Annotated in this window: 11 protein-coding genes; 4 read left to right on the top strand and 7 right to left on the bottom strand. The window is 68.1% G+C overall.

Annotated elements, in window-relative coordinates:
• The first annotated feature begins 294 nt into the window (after positions 1-294).
• On the top strand, positions 295-4,902 hold the full coding sequence (locus tag G6034_RS07000) for an endo-alpha-N-acetylgalactosaminidase family protein (protein ID WP_218063676.1): 4,608 nt from the start codon (positions 295-297) through the stop codon (positions 4,900-4,902).
• Positions 4,903-5,044: 142 nt separating this feature from the next.
• Here the strand turns inward: G6034_RS07000 and hutI are convergent, their stop codons facing one another.
• On the bottom strand, positions 5,045-6,250 hold the full coding sequence (gene hutI, locus G6034_RS06995; RefSeq protein ID WP_176634394.1) for an imidazolonepropionase: 1,206 nt from the start codon (positions 6,248-6,250) through the stop codon (positions 5,045-5,047).
• 212 nt (positions 6,251-6,462) lie between these two features.
• Between hutI and G6034_RS06990 the strand changes: the two genes are divergently transcribed.
• Positions 6,463-7,101, top strand: a complete 639-nt coding sequence (locus G6034_RS06990) for a LysE family translocator (RefSeq protein WP_176634393.1) — start codon at positions 6,463-6,465, stop codon at positions 7,099-7,101.
• Here G6034_RS06990 and G6034_RS06985 read toward each other — a convergent pair.
• The 3 genes from G6034_RS06985 to tdh form a co-directional block, all read right to left on the bottom strand.
• On the bottom strand, positions 7,084-8,202 hold the full coding sequence (locus tag G6034_RS06985) for an NAD(P)/FAD-dependent oxidoreductase (RefSeq protein ID WP_176634392.1): 1,119 nt from the start codon (positions 8,200-8,202) through the stop codon (positions 7,084-7,086). The two genes, G6034_RS06990 and G6034_RS06985, sit on opposite strands and share 18 nt — an antisense overlap.
• A 99-nt stretch (positions 8,203-8,301) precedes the next feature.
• Positions 8,302-9,513: a glycine C-acetyltransferase gene (locus G6034_RS06980; protein WP_176634391.1), complete on the bottom strand. Its 1,212-nt coding sequence runs from the start codon at positions 9,511-9,513 to the stop codon at positions 8,302-8,304.
• Between the two features lie 78 nt (positions 9,514-9,591).
• On the bottom strand, positions 9,592-10,641 hold the full coding sequence (gene tdh, locus G6034_RS06975) for an L-threonine 3-dehydrogenase (RefSeq protein WP_176634390.1): 1,050 nt from the start codon (positions 10,639-10,641) through the stop codon (positions 9,592-9,594).
• Between the two features lie 124 nt (positions 10,642-10,765).
• Here tdh and G6034_RS06970 point away from each other — a divergent pair, with 124 nt between their 5' ends.
• Both G6034_RS06970 and G6034_RS06965 read left to right on the top strand, forming a co-directional pair.
• Positions 10,766-11,752, top strand: a complete 987-nt coding sequence (locus G6034_RS06970) for a LysR substrate-binding domain-containing protein (RefSeq protein WP_176634389.1) — start codon at positions 10,766-10,768, stop codon at positions 11,750-11,752.
• A 234-nt stretch (positions 11,753-11,986) separates the two neighbouring features.
• Positions 11,987-13,348, top strand: a complete 1,362-nt coding sequence (locus G6034_RS06965) for a C1 family peptidase (protein WP_176634388.1) — start codon at positions 11,987-11,989, stop codon at positions 13,346-13,348.
• 407 nt (positions 13,349-13,755) lie between these two features.
• On the opposite strand, the gene G6034_RS06960 is transcribed toward G6034_RS06965, so the two are convergent.
• The 3 genes from G6034_RS06960 to G6034_RS06950 form a co-directional block, all read right to left on the bottom strand.
• Positions 13,756-15,243: an arylsulfatase gene (locus G6034_RS06960; RefSeq protein WP_176634387.1), complete on the bottom strand. Its 1,488-nt coding sequence runs from the start codon at positions 15,241-15,243 to the stop codon at positions 13,756-13,758.
• A 192-nt stretch (positions 15,244-15,435) separates the two neighbouring features.
• The gene (locus G6034_RS06955) at positions 15,436-16,599 is read right to left on the bottom strand and encodes a Gfo/Idh/MocA family protein (protein WP_176634464.1); all 1,164 of its coding nucleotides are present in this window, start codon (positions 16,597-16,599) and stop codon (positions 15,436-15,438) included.
• 87 nt (positions 16,600-16,686) lie between these two features.
• The gene (locus tag G6034_RS06950) at positions 16,687-17,709 is read right to left on the bottom strand and encodes a substrate-binding domain-containing protein (RefSeq protein ID WP_176634386.1); all 1,023 of its coding nucleotides are present in this window, start codon (positions 17,707-17,709) and stop codon (positions 16,687-16,689) included.
• Positions 17,710-17,799: the final 90 nt, after the last annotated feature.

The raw sequence follows: 17,799 nt of genomic DNA, 5'->3' as shown, positions 1-17,799 counted from the left end.
CCAAGACTACCACGCAATGATTGTTAATGACGTAAAACATAGGCAAATGATCAACTTAATGCCAATCACGTGGCCCGGCCACCTAAAGGGCGTCCGACGGGCACCCGACGGACGCAGTGGAACCTGCCCTTGTAATCCAGGTCACCCACGTGGAATACTTTTCCTGTTATCCATAACAATCGTTCGGGGCCGGCAGGGCCGCCACACCTGGTTCCGCCCGCCGCCGGCCCGCCCGCCGGGGGCATCCCCCGGCACACTTGAAGCGTTTCCCTTCCCGCAAAAGGACATTCTTTCGTGAACTCCCCCCAACCTTGCACCCTGGCGGCACCTGCGCCCCAGGTGCGCCCGAGACTGCACCGCGCCACGGCCGCCGCGGCCGTGCTGGCGCTCGTGGCCACCCTCAGCGTCGGCATGGGGTCCGCCGCCCAGGCCGCCCCGGACCCCACCGGCACACCCGTCACCCCGTCGCAGTACACGCTCATTGGAGCCGACTCCCAGTCGCCCGCCTACCCGGCCCCGCCGGCCCTGGACGGCACGGCGGCCGGCGCCTTCGACAACGACTACGCCTCGCAGTGGACTGTCGCCTACAAGGTGGTCGACGGCGTCGGCGTGGCCGACCCCCTCCCCCACTGGATCTCCTGGGACGTGGGCGGATCCTTCACCTTGACCGGGCTGGACTACTCCGTCAAGAACCAGGCCAACGGCCCCGTGAAGAACTACAAGGTCTTCGCCACCGACAACCGTGCCGTGGCCACGGATCCGGCCGGCGACTGGGGCGCACCCGTGGCATCGGGCAGCCTGGCCCAGCCGACGTCGAACACCCAGGTGCAGACCATCCTCTTCGACAGCCCCGTCAAGGCCCGTTACGTGAAGTTTGAGGCCGACAGCACCATCAACGGCAGCAACAACGTCTCCGCCTCGGAACTGCGCGTGCGCGCCACCGGCGACACCACCCCGGCGCCCGTCCCGCCAGCGCCCCCGGCGGATCCGGCAACCCCGGTCACGATCAGCAACGGCGCCGGCCTGGAAGTAAAGGTAGGCAAGGAATTCCCGCAAGTCATCTCCTATTCGCTGGACGGCAAGTCGTTGGCCGGCCAGGCGGACAAACTCTCGGACTTCACGCTGAACGGCAAGAACCACGCGGCCACCACCACCATGTCTGCCAGGGGCGCAACAGCCACCTACTCATCCACGTTCGCGGACTTCCCGAGCCTCACCATCGAATCCTCGCTGACGGCCACCGCCAAAAACACGGTGGAGTTCGCAGTAACGAAGATTTCTGGCAGCGCCGCCGGCTCCCTTGACCAGCTCGCCATCCCGAACCAGTCGCTGGTCTCCGTGGACTCGGGCGACCCGGCCGCGCAGCTGGCGCGGACCAGGATCTCCACCGACTCCACCACCACGGCCGACCAGTTCACCGCCGTCACCGCAAGCACCAAGGCCGACGCGGCCGACGTCGGCACCCCGTACGGTTTCGTCAGCAACTCCCAGCTCTCCGCCGGTCTCATGACCAACGCGACCGACGACTCCGCCCAGGACAACAACAACAACTGGAACACCCGGCTGCAGTCGCGGATCGTCGACGCCGGCAACGGCGCCAAGCGGGCCGAACTGTCCGTGGGCAACTACAGCTATGCAGCGGCGGGGGCAACGGACCCCCGGGTGCAGTTCTACACGCTGCCCAAGACCACCGTGGTCCTTTCGGCCGACGCCAACAGCGACGGCAAGGTCACCTGGGAGGACGGCGCCATCGCGTTCCGTTCAGCCATGACGGCGCCGCTGGGCGCCGACAGGGTCCCGGAGCGCGTGGTCCAGCACATCCCGTTCAACTTTGCCTCCCAGGCCACCAACCCGTTCCTGAAGACCCTGGACAACGTCAAGCGGATTTCCCAGTCGACGGACGACCTCGGCCAATGGGTCCTGGAGAAGGGCTACGCCAATGAAGGCCACGACTCCGGCCACCCCGACTACGGCGGAGACTACAACACCCGCGCCGGCGGCCTGGCGGACCTGAAGACGCTGACCACGGCGGGTGCAAAGTTCAACGCCGACGTCGCCGTGCACGTCAACGTCACCGAGGCCTACCCGCAGGCCAAAAGCTTCAGCGACGGCATGATCTCCGGCCAAGTCAACGGCTGGGACTGGCTGAACCAGTCGTACCACATCGACCAGCGCAAGGACCTGGGCACCGGCGCCATCCTGGACCGCTTTGCGCAACTGCGCAAGGAAGCCCCCGGCATCAAGACGGTCTACATCGACGCCTACTACTCCAGCGGATGGCTGGCCGACCAGCTCGCCACCCAGCTGCACAAGATGGGCTTCGAGGTGGCCAGCGAATGGGCGTACAAGTTCGAGGGCAACTCCATCTGGTCGCACTGGGCCAATGACAAGAACTACGGCGGAGCCACGAACAAGGGCATCAACTCCAACATCGTCCGCTTCATCTCCAACGCCCAGCGCGACGTCTGGAACACCGACCCCCTGCTGGGCGGCGACCAGGTCAAGGAGTTCGAGGGCTGGACGGGCCAGGACAACTTCAACACCTTCTACAACAACATCTGGGTCAACAACCTGCCCACCAAGTTCCTCCAGCACTTTGACGTGACCAACTGGGACTTTGGCAAGTCGGCAACGTTGACGGGCGGAGTGGCTGTCAAGATGGTCAACGGCCAGCGCCAGGTCACCATGGGCAACGCCGTGGTGCTGTCCGGCGGCACCTACCTGCTGCCGTGGCAGGACGCCGCGGACAACAGCAAAACCACCTCCCCGGAGGCGGCCAACAAGATGTACTTCTACTCGGCCGCCGGCGGCACCACCACGTTCACGCTGACCAGCCAGTTTGCCAACAAGCGCAACTTCTCGCTGTACAAGCTCACGGACCAGGGGCGCACCAAGGTCTCCGATGTCATCAACAACAACGGCACCGTCACCCTGACCGGTGACAAGGCGGTGGCCTATGTGCTGGCGCCGAACGGCGACCAGCCGGTGAACAAGGACGCCAACTACGGCGACGGCTCCCTGCTCGTGGACCCCGGCTTCAACGCCGGCAACCTCGACGCCTGGAACCCCACAGGGGGGGCCGCCATCACACGCACCGCGACGGGTGACAATGTGACGGTGCTGGGGACCTCGGCGTCGTCCATCGGCCAAAGCGTGAAGAAGCTCGAAGCGGGCAGGAAGTACACGCTCAGCGCCAACGTGGAGATCGCCGCCGGCAGCCGCCGCGCCGTCACCTTGGCCGTCACCGGCAAGGACCTGGACGCCGCCAACACCTTTGACATCACGCCGCAACAGAACAGGGTGGCGGCCGATGCCAAGCAGGGCACCTACTCCCAGCGGGCCTCGGTGCAGTTCACCGCCCCCGTCAACCACAAGGTGGACGTTTCCATCAGCGTGGTGGCCGGTGCCGCAGCGGTGACACTGGACGACGTGCGGATCATGGAGGACACCACGACGCCGGTGGCCGTGCCCGCGGGCACTCCCGGCAAGCTGGTGGCCAGCGCCGACTTCGAGGGGAACCAGCCCGGCTGGGGCCCTTTCGTCAAGGGCGACGCCGGCGGATCCACGGATCCGCGCACCAGCATCAGCGACCTCCACGCCCCGTACTCGCAGAAGTCCTGGAAGAACACGTACAGCCCGTACAACTCCGGGACACTGAACGGCCAGGCGGTGGACGACGTGCTGAACGGGAACCATTCGCTGAAGGCGCATGAGGAGAACACCGGCCTGGTGTACCGGACCGTGCCCGCCACGGTGCCGTTCACGGCCGGCCACTCGTACCAGGTGTCCTTCAAGTACCAGACGAACGTGGCCGGACAGTGGCAGTGGGTGACGGGGGCGGACACTCTGTCGGGAGGAACAGCCGGTGGCACTGTGATCTCGACGGACCTGAAGGCCGAGGCCATGGCCCCGGCGCTGGACACGGCGAGGTACTCGCGGACCTTCACGGCCGGCTGCGGCGACAACTGGGTGGGACTGCGCAAGACCGGGGCCGCCAACGGCGCCGACTTCGTCATCGATGACTTCACCGTCACCGACCTTGGCGCCGTCAGCGGCGGGGCATCCTGCGCCGCCGTGGCCGGCCCGGCCAACGCGGACCTGAACCCGGGCACCAGCAACAGCTTCGTGACCACGTTCACCAACAACGAGTCCACGGACGCCACCAACGTGGCCATGTCGCTGGGGACCCTGCCCGCCGGCTGGACCGCGCAGGTGGCCGCGAAGGATGGCAACCTGGCGGGCACCGTCAAGCCCGGCGCCACGGCCAAGACCACGTGGCTCATCACGGCGCCGGCCGGGGCAGCCGGCAGCACCGCACTGATCCACCCGGCCGCGACGTACTTCAACAACTGCGTCACCAAGACCGTGGATTCGGATTCGAACCTGTCGGTCAGCAGCAGGGCCATGGTGCCGACGTCGGGCATGAAGGCGGGTGCCGACTCCGAGAACCTGGATTCCGGTCCGGCCGAGGGGCCTGCGGCCAACGTGCTGGACGGGGATCTGGGCACCATCTGGCACAGCCAGTACGACCCGACCATCACGAACTACCCGCACTGGGTGCGGCTGGACCTCGGCGGGGAGTACACCGTCAGCGGCTTCGGCTACCAGGGCCGGCAGTCGGGCGGCCAGAACGGGAAGGTGAAGGGCTACACGGTCCTCACCTCCGGGGACGGCACCACCTGGACGCAGGTGGCCACGGGCAACCTGGTGGACACCACCGCGATGCAGGACATCACGTTCCCGGCCGTTGCGGCCAAGTTCGTGAAGTTCCAGGCGGACAGCGCCATCAACGGCCAGCCATTCGCGGCGGCCGCCGAGATGCGCGTCTACGGCACGGGCGGGACCACGGCCACGGGCTTCGACCCCGCCTTGCGCCCGGCTGACACGGCCTGCACGCCGTAGCACCCCCCGCGGTGGGGCCCCGGTGGCCGAGCCCGTCGACACCCGGTCATCCGGATTCCGACAGTCTCAGCCGCCGGGGCCTTTTCGTTGGAGATCACCACCGCTGCCCCCGCCGAGGGTGGAGATCACCACCTCAACGCGGTCATGCCTCGCGCACCCCGGCCTTCCACACGGCGTGGGTCAGCGGGATGCCCGGCCGGTAGGCCAGGTGCGTCGCGGAGGGCGCCTTGAGCATGTGGAGGTCGGCCCGGTGTCCGACGGCGATGGACCCCACCGCGCGTCGGCCGTCTTCGTCGGCGCCGGTTTCGCGGTGCAACGCCAGTGCCCCGCCCCAGGTGGCGGCGCGCACGGCCTCGTGCACGGAAAGGCCCATTTGCAGCACGGCCGTCGTCACGCAAAACGCCACCGACGATGTATACGACGTCCCCGGGTTGCAGTTTGAGGCGATGGCCACCTGCACGCCCGCGTCGAGGAGCCGGCGGGCGGGGGCCAGCGGCTGACGCGTGGACAGGTCGCAGGCGGGCAGCACCGTGGCCACGGTGCCCCTGTCCCCCGTGCCACCGGCCCAGCCGGACCACGACTGCGCGAGGCGGTCGACGTCGTCGTCCGTCAGGTAATTGACGTGGTCGACGCTGGCGGCGCCGAACTCCACGGCGAGCGCCGCGCCGGCGCCCGGGCCCAGCTGGTTGCCGTGCACGCGGAGGCCAAGGCCGGCGTCGCGGCAGGCGGTGAGCACGCGGCGCGACTGCTCCGGGGTGAACGCGCCGGTCTCGCAAAAGACGTCCGCCCACTTCACGAAGGGCCGCACGGCGCGCAGCATCTCCCCGCAGACCAGCTCGGTGTACTCGTCCGCGTCCGCTCCGGCGGGGACGAGATGGGCGCCCAGGAAGGTCGCCTCGTCGGCAATGGTGGAGGCGATGCGGGCGCTGCGGGCCTCGTGCTCCACGTCCAGCCCGTAGCCGGTTTTCGTCTCCAGGTAGGTGGTGCCCTGCGCGACGGCCTCGGCCACCCGTCCCAGCGCCAGGCGGGTGAGATCGTAGTCCCCCGCGGCGCGGGTGGCGGCCACGGACACGGCGATGCCGCCGGCGGTGTAGCCCTCCCCGGCCATGCGGGCCTCAAACTCGGCCGTCCGGTCCCCCGCGAAGATCAGGTGCGAGTGCGAATCCACCCATCCCGGCAGCACGGCCCGGCCGTGCGCGTCGGTGGCGGTGTCGGCGGCCGGCGCGTGGACGGCGTCGCCAATCCACGCGACCCGCTCCCCTTCGAGCACCACGGCGGCATTGCGCCGCGTCCCCTGGTCCTGGTCCTGGGTCATCAATTCGCCGATGTTGGTGATCAGTTCGCTCATGTCCCCAGCGTACGACGCCGGCCTGCCGCCTTGCGCCTGCCCGCGGCGGTTGCGTCTGGGATGGCAGACGGGGGTCTCGACGATCGGCTCCACGACCGTGGCCTCCCTGGCGCCGCGGTGGTGCCGGCCGCAGCGCAGGACAGTGTTGTGCGCCTGCTCCGAAGCGGCCGTTGCGCAGGACAGATCACCCCCGGCTGTGGATAATGGTGTCCATGACCTTGCTTTCCCTGCTGGCCTTTGCGGGGCTGTGCCTGCTCCTCTCCGTCACCCCGGGCCCGGACACCTTCCTGGTGCTCCGCATCGCACTGAACCGCGCCAGTGCCGGGGTGGCCGCGGCGGCCGGCTCGGCGTCGGCCGCCGTTGTGTGGGCGGGGCTGGTGGGCCTGGGCCTGGCCGCCATCCTGGAGCAGTCGGCGGAAGTGTTCCGGTGGGTCAAGATTGCCGGCGGAATCTACCTGGTCTACCTGGGCGTGTCGTCGTTCCTGAAGACCCGCAAGGCCGCGCGGGCCGGCATGAAGGAGGGCGCGGACGCCCCTCTGCCGTACAGCCGCTGGGCCGGCTTTGGCGCCGGCGCGCTGTCCACGCTGCTCAACCCCAAGGTGGGCTTGTTTTACCTTGCCGTGGTGCCGCAGTTCATTCCGCACGGCGGCAACACATTCGGCACGGCCATGATCCTGGGCGCGGTTGAGGCGGTTATCGCCTTCAGCTACCTGACGGCGGTCGCGGTGGTTGCCTACAAGGCCATGACGTGGCTGCGCCGGCCCAAAGTCAACAGCGCCATGGAGCGCGCCAGCAGCGGCATCATCACCGTCCTGGGCGTGGGCGTGCTCGCGTCAGGCGCGGCAAGCTGAACTGCGTTTCGCCCAGCCCAGCCCCGCCCGCTGGGGGCTGAGCGCCTCCACCAGCCAGCCGTCGCCGTCCGCCGTGCCGCCGGTGATCAGCCCGGCGGCCAGGGTGGCGAGTGCGGCCGAGGTCTGGATGCCGTAGCCTCCCTGGCCGGCCAACCAGAAGAAGCCGGGAACGTCCGCGTCGAACCCCACCACGGGCAGCCCGTCCGCCGGCTGCGTGCGCAGCCCCGTCCAGGCACGCACGACGCCGGTGATCCCCACCGTGGTGACCTCGCCAATGCGCTGGATGAGTTCGGTGATGTCCGCCTCCTCCACCTGCGCGTCGCCGGGGTCCGCGGGCACGGACTCACACGGGGAAATGAGCAGCAGGCCGCCGTCGGGCCGGTAGTAGAACGATTCGTCGGCGGGCTCCACCATGGGGCCGCCGGGGTCGGGCGGGTTTTGCGTGGACACGATTGCGACGCTGCGCCGGTGGGGCTGCAGGCCGCGGGGGCGGGCGCCGAACTGGGCCGCCACGGCGTCCGCCCATGCCCCGGCGGCGTCCACCACGGTGCCGGCCGTGATGGTGTGCGAGCCGGCGGACACGCGGCAGCGCCCCTGGGAGGATTCCACGCCGGAAGCAGGTGATCCCGTCAGCACCACGGCGCCCGCCGCGACGGCCTGGCTGCGGTAGTGCTCCAGCAGCGCCGGGACGTCCACCTCCATGGCCGTGCAGTCCAGGGCGGAGGCTTCAAAGGTGGAGGGCCGCAGTTCCGGGCTGCGTTCCATGGTCTCGGCATGGGTCAGGGCCACCAGATTCGAGTTGCCGGCCACCAGGCGCGCCACCTCCCCGGCCGTGCCGAGAGTGAGCATGGGCCGCGGCATGAGGATGGGCGCTGGGAGCCTTGCCGAGAGGCGCTCCACCATGGCGATGCTGCGCCGGGTCAGTTCCTGGATGGGGGCGGGCCCGTAGGCGGGCTGCATTTGCCGCGCCGAGCGCGACGAGGTGTGGTACGCCAGCGAGTCCTCGGCTTCCACCAGCACCACGCCCAGCGACGGCGCCAGCCGCCACGCCAGGGACAGCCCTGCCACTCCCCCGCCGACAATAAGTACATCACAGTCCATGCGGCAATCGTGGCACAGCACCGGCCCGGCGCAAAAATTCACGTCCGGGCGGGACCCGGCATTGCCCCGTCCGGATCCAGGCGGCGGAGGGGAGCGGGCCTAGGCGTGCGCGGCGCGGGCGGCGACGAACGCGCCCACGCAGGCCTCGACGTCGTCCGCGCTGTGGGCGGCGGAAAGCTGGACCCGGATGCGGGCGGCCCCCCGCGGCACCACCGGGAAGCTGAAGGCCGTGACGTAGACCCCGTGGTCCAGCATGGAATCGGCCACGCGGGCGGCCTCCACGGCGTCGCCGAACATGACCGGGACAATGGCGTGCTCGCCGGGGAGCAGTTCGAAGCCCTCCTCCGTCATGCGGCGGCGGAACAGCGCGGCGTTGTCGAACAGGCGGGTCCGCAGCTCGGCGGAGCCGGCCACGAGCTCCAGCGCCTTGAGCGTCGCGGCGACAATGGCGGGGGCCAGCGAGTTGGAGAACAGGTAGGGGCGGGCCTTTTGGCGCAGCATCGCCACGATCTCGCGGCGGCCGGAGACGTAGCCGCCGGACGCCCCGCCCAGGGCCTTGCCGAAGGTGCCCGTGTAGATGTCCACCCGGCCGGAAACCCCTGCGTGCTCGGGCGTGCCGGCACCCGTGGCGCCCATGAAGCCGACCGCGTGGGAGTCATCGACCATGACCAGGGCGCCGTACTTGTCGGCCAGGTCGCAGATGGCCTGCAGGGGGGCCAGGAAGCCGTCCATGGAGAACACGCCGTCGGTGACCACGACGGTGCGGCGGGCCCCGGCGCCGTCGTTCAGCCGCGCGGCAGCCTGCAGCTGCGCCTCAAGGTCCGCCATGTCCTGGTTGGCGTAGCGGAAGCGGGCGGCCTTGGACAGGCGGATCCCGTCGATGATGGAGGCGTGGTTCAGGGCGTCGGAGATGATGGCGTCTTCCGTGCCGAACAAGGACTCGAAGACGCCGCCGTTCGCGTCGAAGCAGGAGGAGAAGAGGATGGTGTCCTCCGTGCCCAGGAACGTGGAGACGGCCGCTTCCAGTTCCAGGTGCAGGTCCTGGGTGCCGCAGATGAAGCGGACGCTGGCCATGCCGAAGCCGTGGGAGTCCATGGCGTCCTTGGCCGCGGCGATGATCTCGGGGTGGTCGGCCAGGCCCAGGTAGTTGTTGGCGCAGAAGTTCAGCACGGGGGCGGTGGGGCCGTCGAGCGGGCCTGCCTGGACATGGCTGGACTGGGGAGAGGTGATCCGGCGCTCGGTCTTGAACAGCCCGGCGGTGCGGATTTCGGCCAGCTCGGCGGCGAGCTGGTCCTTCATGGAGGTATACATCGGGGACTCCTGGGGTTGGGCGGACGGTGGACGACGGCGGAACGGGCGTTCCGCCGTCGTGCGCGCCCGGGCGGGTGGTTAGGAAAAGACGGACCAGTCAAGGACCACTTTGCCACCCCGGCCGGACTTGGCGATCTCAAACGCCTGTTCCCATTCGGTGGCGGGCAGGCGGTCGGTGACCACGGAGGCGACGGCGGCGCGCAGCACGGGGTTGGAGGAGAGCATGGCGCTCATGGCGTACCAGGTCTCAAACATTTCCCGGCCGTAGATGCCCTTGAGCGTGAGCATGTGCGTGACCACCTTGCCCCAGTTGATGTCGATGGACTCGCTGGGCAGACCGAGCATGGCGATGCGGCCGCCGTGGTTCATGTTGTCGATCATTTCCGGCAGGGCGGTGCGGTGGCCTGACATTTCCAGGCCGACGTCGAAGCCCTCGCGCAGGCCCAGCTCGCGCTGCGCGTCACGGAGGCGGGTGGTGGCGACGTTGACGGCGAGGTCGGCGCCCATGGAGGCGGCCATGGCCAGGCGCGGTTCGGAGATGTCGGTAATGGCGATCTTGCGGGCGCCGGCGTGGCGGGCCACGGCGACGGCCATCAGGCCGATGGGCCCGGCACCGGTGATGAGCACGTCCTCGCCGACCAGCCCGTAGCTGAGCGCGGTGTGGACGGCGTTGCCGAGGGGGTCGAAGATGGCGCCGAGTTCCGGGGTGATGGAGGGGTCGTGGTGCACCCAGACGTTGGATTCGGGGATCGCCACAAACTCGGCAAACGCGCCGTCGCGCTGCACGCCCACGGACACCGTGTTGATGCACATGTGGCGGCGGCCGGCGCGGCAGTTGCGGCACATCCCACACACCACGTGGCCCTCGCCGGAGACCTTGTCGCCGATTTTCACGTCGTGGACGTCGGCGCCGGTTTCCACGACTTCGCCATAGAATTCGTGCCCGGCAATGAGCGGGGCGGCGATGGTTTCCGCGGCCCAGGCGTCCCAGGCCTGGATGTGCAGGTCGGTGCCGCACAGGCCGGTGGCGGCGACCTTGATCTTTACGTCCCGGGTGCCGGTTTCCGGCTCGGGGCGGTCGACGAGTTCGAATCCCGGGTGCGCGCCGGACTTGTACAGTGCTTTCATGGGCGGCTTTCTGCTGGCATGTCGGTGGGTTCCCCCGGCTCCATTACAACCCGCCATACCATTTAGCACAATCGAATTTTGCTCCATCATCGATTTAGCATTTGCTAAATGGTAGTCTGGCGGCGTGGAACTACACCAACTCCAGATGCTGCGCGAACTCGGCGAGCTGGGCAGCGTCAAGGCGGTCGCGGAAACCATGTCCGTCACGCCGTCGGCCGTCAGCCAGCAAATCTCCCTGCTCCAGCGCCAGGTGGACACGCCGCTCACACGCAAGGACGGCCGGAACCTGGTGCTCACCGAGGCCGGCCAGGTCCTGGCCGACGCCGGAGCCGAGGTCATCAACGCCATGGCCACGGCGAAGGCGGCCATCGGCGCGTACCAGCACGAGAGCCGCGGCACCGTCTCCATCAGCGGCTTCCACAGCGCCGGCCAGGCACTCTTTGCGCCGCTGGTGCGCAGGCTGGCGGAGCTGCGGGCCGGCACGGCTTCCGTGGGGATGGGTTCCGGGGTGATGGGCGACGCCGGCGGGATGGTTTCCGCCGTCCCGGCGGGTATGCCGCGGGTCAGGTTGAGCGACGAGGACGTGGCGCAGCACGACTTCCCCGCGCTCACCGCCCGGTACGACCTGGTGCTGGCCCACCGGATGGACCACAGCCCGGCCTGGCCGGAGTCCCGGGTGCGGGTCATCCCGCTGGCCCACGAACCGCTGGACATCGCGCTGTCCGTGGACCATCCGCTGGCGGCCAAGGCGGAGCTGTCGCCGGACGACGTGGTGGACTACCCCTGGGTGGCCAGCCGCAGCGGATATTCCCCCGCCGACGTGCTGACAGCCATCGGCGCGGTGGCCAGCCGGCCCGTGAACGTGGTGCACCGGATCAACGACTACTCGACCGCCGCCGCACTGGTCTCCACGGGCGAGGTGATAGGCCTGCTCCCCCGCTATACCGCCAGCCCGGCGTTGAACCCCGGCGTGACGCTGCGCCCGCTGAACGGGATCAGCACCCGGCGCCGGATCGACCTGCTGGTCCGCCCGGAAAACCTGAAGCGCGCCTCGGTCGTGGTCGTGGCCGAGGCGCTGCAGCATGTCATGGCGGAGCTGGTGGGCGAATAACGGCCCGGACGTCCCTCACCGGACACTTGTGGCCGCCCCGCCCGGGACCAACCAGCCTTTTCTGATATTTTCCGACGAACAACAATCATGCTCTCGCAGCGACGAAAGATCTGCGCTAGGGTCAAAATGAGCGTTGGGTCATGGCCGTTGCGTGGTTCGGGGACTGCATGCCCGCGCTGCCGGAGCGGTTGGATGCCCCCCCAACACCATGTACGTCACAAAGGAGTCCTTTCCATGAGCACCGTCACGGACGTGACCGCTTTCCCACTGACCACCTCGCAGGTATCGGACCTCCACCAGGCCTTTGGCGCAGATCCGGTCCTTAGGCGCACGCAAAACGCGATCGCCCGCGTCAGCGTTGACGACCTTGCCATTGACCACCAGCTCGCCACTTCGCTGACAACCACCGTCTCAAACCGCATCGACGACTGGAAAGTGACGAACCAGAAGAAGTCCGGGCGGTGCTGGCTCTTCGCCGCGCTGAACCTGCTGCGTGCCGGTGTCAAGGAAAAGTTGGATGTCAAGGAGTTCGAGTTTTCCCAGAACTACGCCATGTACTTCGACAAGCTGGAGCGGGCCAACTATTTCCTCCAGTCCATCCTGGAAACGGCCGAACTCCCCGAAGACGACCGGCTGGTGGCCCACCTTCTGCAGACCCTCATGGGCGACGGCGGGCAATGGGACATGGCCGTGAACATCTTCACCAAGTACGGGGCGGTGCCCAAGGCAGCCATGCCCGAGACGGAGTCTTCCTCCAACACCGGCCGCATGAACGCCGTCCTGTGCTCCCTGTTGCGCCGGGGTGCGCAGGAACTGCGCCAGCTGCACCGCAACGCCGACACGGAAGGGCAGGAGCAGACCAGGGAACGGATCATCACGGAGGTCCACCGGATCCTCACCCTGCACCTGGGCACGCCGCCGGAATCCTTCGAGTGGGAGTACACCGACGACAAAAAGGACTTCCACCGCGAAGGCGTCCTGACTCCGCTGGAGTTCCTCGCCAAGTACACCACCCTCAGACTCCAGGACTACGTGTGCCTGGTCGATGACCCCAGGGCCGAGCACCCGAAGGGAACCACCCTGACGGTGGCGCACCTGGGCAACGTGGTCGGCGCCCCGCCCGTCCTCTACCTCAACGTGGACATCTCACTGGCCAAGCGCATGGCCAAGGAGGCCATCGTCAACGGTGAGCCAGTCTGGTTCGGCTGCGACGTGGGCCCGCAGATGGTCCGCAAGGACGGCATCTGGGACGCCCGCCTCTACGACTATGCGGGCCTGTATGGCGCCGAGCTGGCCATGGACAAGGAAACCCGGGTGCGCTTTGGCGAGTCCGCCATGACGCACGCCATGCTGCTGACCGGCGTCGACGTGCTCGACGGCGTCCCGCGCCGCTGGCGGGTGGAGAACAGCTGGGGCGACGAGAACGGCGACCAGGGCTTCTTCACCATGGCCGACAACTGGTTCGACGAGTACGTCTTCGAGGTGGTGGTGGACAAGAAGCGCCTTCCCTCCGGGCTGCGCTCCGCACTGGCTGCCGAGCCAACGGTCCTGCCCGCCTGGGACCCCATGGGCGCCTTGGCGCAGGGGCGGCCTTGACCGCCCAAAAAGAGCTTCCCGGGGCCGGGAGCTGCCGCGTCCTGACGCCGTTCATCGGCAGGACCCGCTACTGGTTCGGGCCCCCGGAAGATCCGCGGAACAACTGGGCTCCCCGGATTACGGCCAACGCCCTGGCCTGCCTCCTGGTGGCGGGTTGCCGCCCTGACCCTGTTTGAGGCCCTGGACTTCATCATCGATCTGAGCGGTGGCAGGATGGAGCAGCTGGGAAGTCCGCTCCGCACGGAACTTCCACCGCGTGGCCTTGGAGCTGCAGGACCCGGACCGGGGCACGCCCGTCCCCAGCGGAACCCGCCCATGCCCTACCCGGCTGACGGCGTCAAAGCTGTAGCTCCAGGCGCGCACGGTCGTCGCCGGGAGGAGCGCCCATCCCGTCGAAGTCTGTTCCCTTACCGCCCGGCAGCGGCCGCTATCAACTCCCGGGTGTGCGCCAGGATGGGCACCACGGGCCGGCCCGGCACCAGGGCCCCGTCCTGCACAAATCCCTCTTCGCGGCCGTCCAGGGCATCCACCATTCTGGACCGCCAGAGCTGCAGCAGTTCCGCGGATGCGTCCTCGCGGGACAGGTTGCGGCATTCATCCGGGTCAGCTTCCAGGTCAAAGAGCTGCTCCACGCCCTTGGCCGAGCCCCACACATACTTGATCCTGCCATCTGTCAGCCAGTGGATGTTCTGGCCAAAATACACGTGTTCGCCGTGCAGGTGGTCCCGGACCGGCCCTGCCCCCGGCTCGCCCCTGACGTGCGGCGCCAGGGACCTGCCGTCCACCGAATCCGGGATGTCCACGCCGGCCAGGTCCAGCAGGGTGGGCATGAGGTCCCGCAGCTCGACAACATGGTCCATGACGGCGCCGCGCGCGGATCCCTTGGCGGACGGCGCGTCAGCAACGATGAAGGGAACGCGCGCCGAGCCTTCATAGGGCAGCCCCTTGCGGAACATGTGGTGGTCGCCCATCATTTCCCCGTGGTCCGAGGTGAAGGCAATGATGGTGTCCTCGGCCAGGCCAAAGTCGGCCAGGGATTCCTTGATGCGGTTGATCTGCAAATCGATCTGGGCCATCAGCCCGTAGTAGCCGGCGCGGGCGCGGTGCACGGTGCGGTCAGGCAGATCTCCGAAGGCCGCCTGGTAGTCGCCGTCGTTGCGGAACTCGTCCCAGTCCTGCTCCCAGTTCCCTGCCACCGGCTTGTAGGGGTCAATGTCCAGGTACTGGTCAATGGCCCACTGCGGCGGGTCGTAGGGCGGGTGCGGCCGGTGCCACGACAGGTACAGGAAGAACGGCTTGGAGGGGTCGCGCCGGTACATCCAGTCGATGGCCTGGGTGCCGATCCAGTGGCTTGGGTGCAGGTGCTCGGCCTTGTCCCAGGGCCGGGCCACCACGGAGTTGCAGTTCACCCCGTGGTCGAAGTACTCCGCCTCGGGCGTGCTGCCGGGCTGGCGGCGCAACCACGGCACATAGTCGTCGAAAAAGGCGAAGTTCTGCTTGAAGTGCCTGCGGGAGTGGTGCAGGAAGCCGTCATGCAGGATGACGTCGTCAAAACCAATGCGCCCCCGTTCCGGGTAAACATGCATCTTCCCGATGGCCTGGGTGTGGTACCCGGCCTTCCTGAATTCGCCCTGGATGGTTACCGGATGGGCCGCGTCAAAGGGGACGCCGTCGTTGTAGCCCACCCGGCCGTGTTTTTCCTGCGACTGGCCGGTGAACAGGGCGACACGGGCCGGAACGCAGGTGGGCGTTGCGGAGTATCCCTTGGAAAACCGGACGCCGCTGCGCGCGAGCTCGTCGAGATGGGGCGTTTCCACGAAAGGGTGGCCGTCCGCCGACAGGCAGTCCCCCCGCCATTCATCCACGCAGATCAAGATTACATTTGGCTTGCCCATCGCTGGACACCATCTCCTTCATAGGGTTCGCAGGGCTGGCAGGTGCAGTGCCTGTGGCGCATGGATCGGCACCCGGCCCCGTTGCCCGGGGCGTTGGGCCGGACGCTCAGAACCATGCCGCCCGGCCCGGTGACGGACAGGGCGATAGGGTCCGCACCGGATTCCGGCGGGCCCAACCACCGGGCCCGGCCGCTAGCGTTGTTGGCCGGCGTTGAAGTACTCCACCATCCCCGCGGGCAGCGCCGGAACCTCCAGTGCCCCGCCGCCCGAGCGCAGCGACTGGGCGGCGAGCACCCCGGCGGCCACCGCTTCACGGGCCGCGACCGGGGACGTCTGCGTGGTGCCGCCCACCCGGGCGAAGCGCAGGAACTCGGCAATCAGCAACGGATCGGCACCGCCGTGCCCCCCCTCCCCGTCCCGGATCTCCACTTTCACATCCGGCGCCACGAAGCCGTCCTGTGTGCGCGTGGTCCAGACGTGGATGAAATCGCCGGGGCCGTCGCCAAAGTTCTCGATCCGGCCCTTCGTGCCAATGACCGTGTAGTTGCGCCAGTAGTCCGGCGTGAAGTGGCATTGCTGGTAGGAGGCCAGGGCCCCGTTGTCCAGCACCATCTGCATCATGGAGATGTCCTCGACGTCGATCACCGGGTTGAGGTCCGTCTGCTCCTCCGGCGGCCAGTTGTCCAGCGAGAACCAGTCGCCCATCCTCCGGTCCGAGTTGTCCCGCCGGCTGGTCACGCCGCCGTACACGGCCAGGTCGCCAATGGCGGAGACCCTCCGCGAGTAGCCGCCTGCGAGCCAGTGGATCACGTCAATGTCATGGGCGCCCTTCTGCAGCAGCAGCGAGGTGGTGTTGGCCCGCTCCGCGTGCCAGTCCTTGAAGTAGTAGTCGCCGCCGTTGCCCACGAAGTGGCGGCACCAGACGGCCTTGACCTCCCCGATGGTCCCGGCCTGGATGATATCGCGCATCTGCACCACCACAGGCATGTGGCGCATGTTGTGCCCCACGTACAGCGGGGTTCCGGACTCGTAGGCGGCAGCCAGGACGGCGTCGGCCGCTTCCAGGGTCACGTCCAGGGGCTTTTCGCAAAACGTGGGAAGGCCGGCCTTCAGCGTCCGAACCGCCACCTCGGCATGCCGGTTGTCCGGGGTCAGGACCAACACGGCGTCCAGCCCCGCACCCAACAGCATGTCCAGGTCCCCGGTGACCTCCGCCGTCGGAATTCGTTCGGCGGCATCAGCGCGCCCACGCTCGGAAAGGTCGCACACCATGGCCACTTCCGAGCCCTCCCCGGGCCGATGCACCTGGCGCCACAGGGAGGACCTCAGGCCGAAGCCCACAATCCCCACCCGCATGTCACGGGCATTCCGGGCAGGCCCGGGCACGGCTTCAACCAAATCTGTCACAACGCTTCTTCTCTCTAGTTCTTGAATCAAAAAAAGTCAGGACACGGCAGGTGCGGAATCGCGCACGAACAGCTGCCAAGGGAACTCCAGGACCTGCACCGCCGCGGCAGGGTCATGGGCCCTGTCAACCAGGAACCGGGCCAGGCCGTCAAAGAATCCGGCCGGCCCCACACTGGTCAGCGACGGCGCCATGGCCTCGCCCTGCAGGGTGTTGCCGACGCCGACGACGGCCACGTCGCCGGGGACGTCCAGCCGCAGCCGCTGGGCGGCATGGATGGCGGCAATCGCCACGAAGTCGGACGTGGCGAAGATGGCCGTAGGCGGGTCAGGCTGATCCAGCAGCGTCACGGCAGCCTCATAGGCACTGAATTCGTCGCCGTCGAACGTCGCCACATGGTCCTCACGAAGCTCAAGCCCCGCCCGTTCAAGGCCCCGCACATAGGCGCCGTACCTGCCCTGGCGTGGCGCCTTGCGGCTGGGGGCGGACGTGAGGCACCCGACGGTCGAATGGGATGCCGTCAGGTGGTCCATGGCCTGCTCCATGGACTTTCCGGCCATGGAGCGGACCACGTCGAAGCCGTTGGGTTCCAGGGTTTCGCTGAAGACCACCAAGCGGTTGCTGAGGGCCAGCTCGGCCAAAAGTTCGGCGTCCCCTTCGCCATCCGCGGCGTCAATGAAGACCACGTCCGCTCCCTGCCGCCTGATGGCCGTGCGCCAATCCGTGTCCGCGAGGATCATGGGCGTGATCCCCGCATCCGCAACTGCCGAGCCCACCGCCTTGCTGACGGAAAGGGACCAGGGGTCCGAGAGCATGGTCAGGGACAGCATCATCAGGTTCGACTTGCCTGTCCTGATGGCACGGGCCGCCTGGTTGGGACGGTAGCCCAGCCCCAGGGCGGCCTCCCGGACGCGCAGTTCCGTCTCGGAAGAAACACCGGAGGACTCCGTGTTCCCGGACCTGCCGGACAAGACGTAGGAAACCGTGGCCGTGGAAACCCCTGCCGCCTGCGCCACGGTGCGGATGGTGGCGCGCCGCGGCGCCGTGCCTGCCGTGTTCACGAAGCTACCCTCTTCCCTTGGACGTTCCTTGACATTCGGTCCGTGCGGCGCTGTCCCGTAGGCCGCTTAATGGCGTGTTTCATGAGCCTA

This window comes from Arthrobacter wenxiniae (assembly GCF_013376105.1).
GTDB lineage: Bacteria > Actinomycetota > Actinomycetes > Actinomycetales > Micrococcaceae > Specibacter > Specibacter wenxiniae.
Note: the sequence above shows the minus strand (reverse complement) of the source record. Positions and strands in the feature narration are given on the sequence as shown.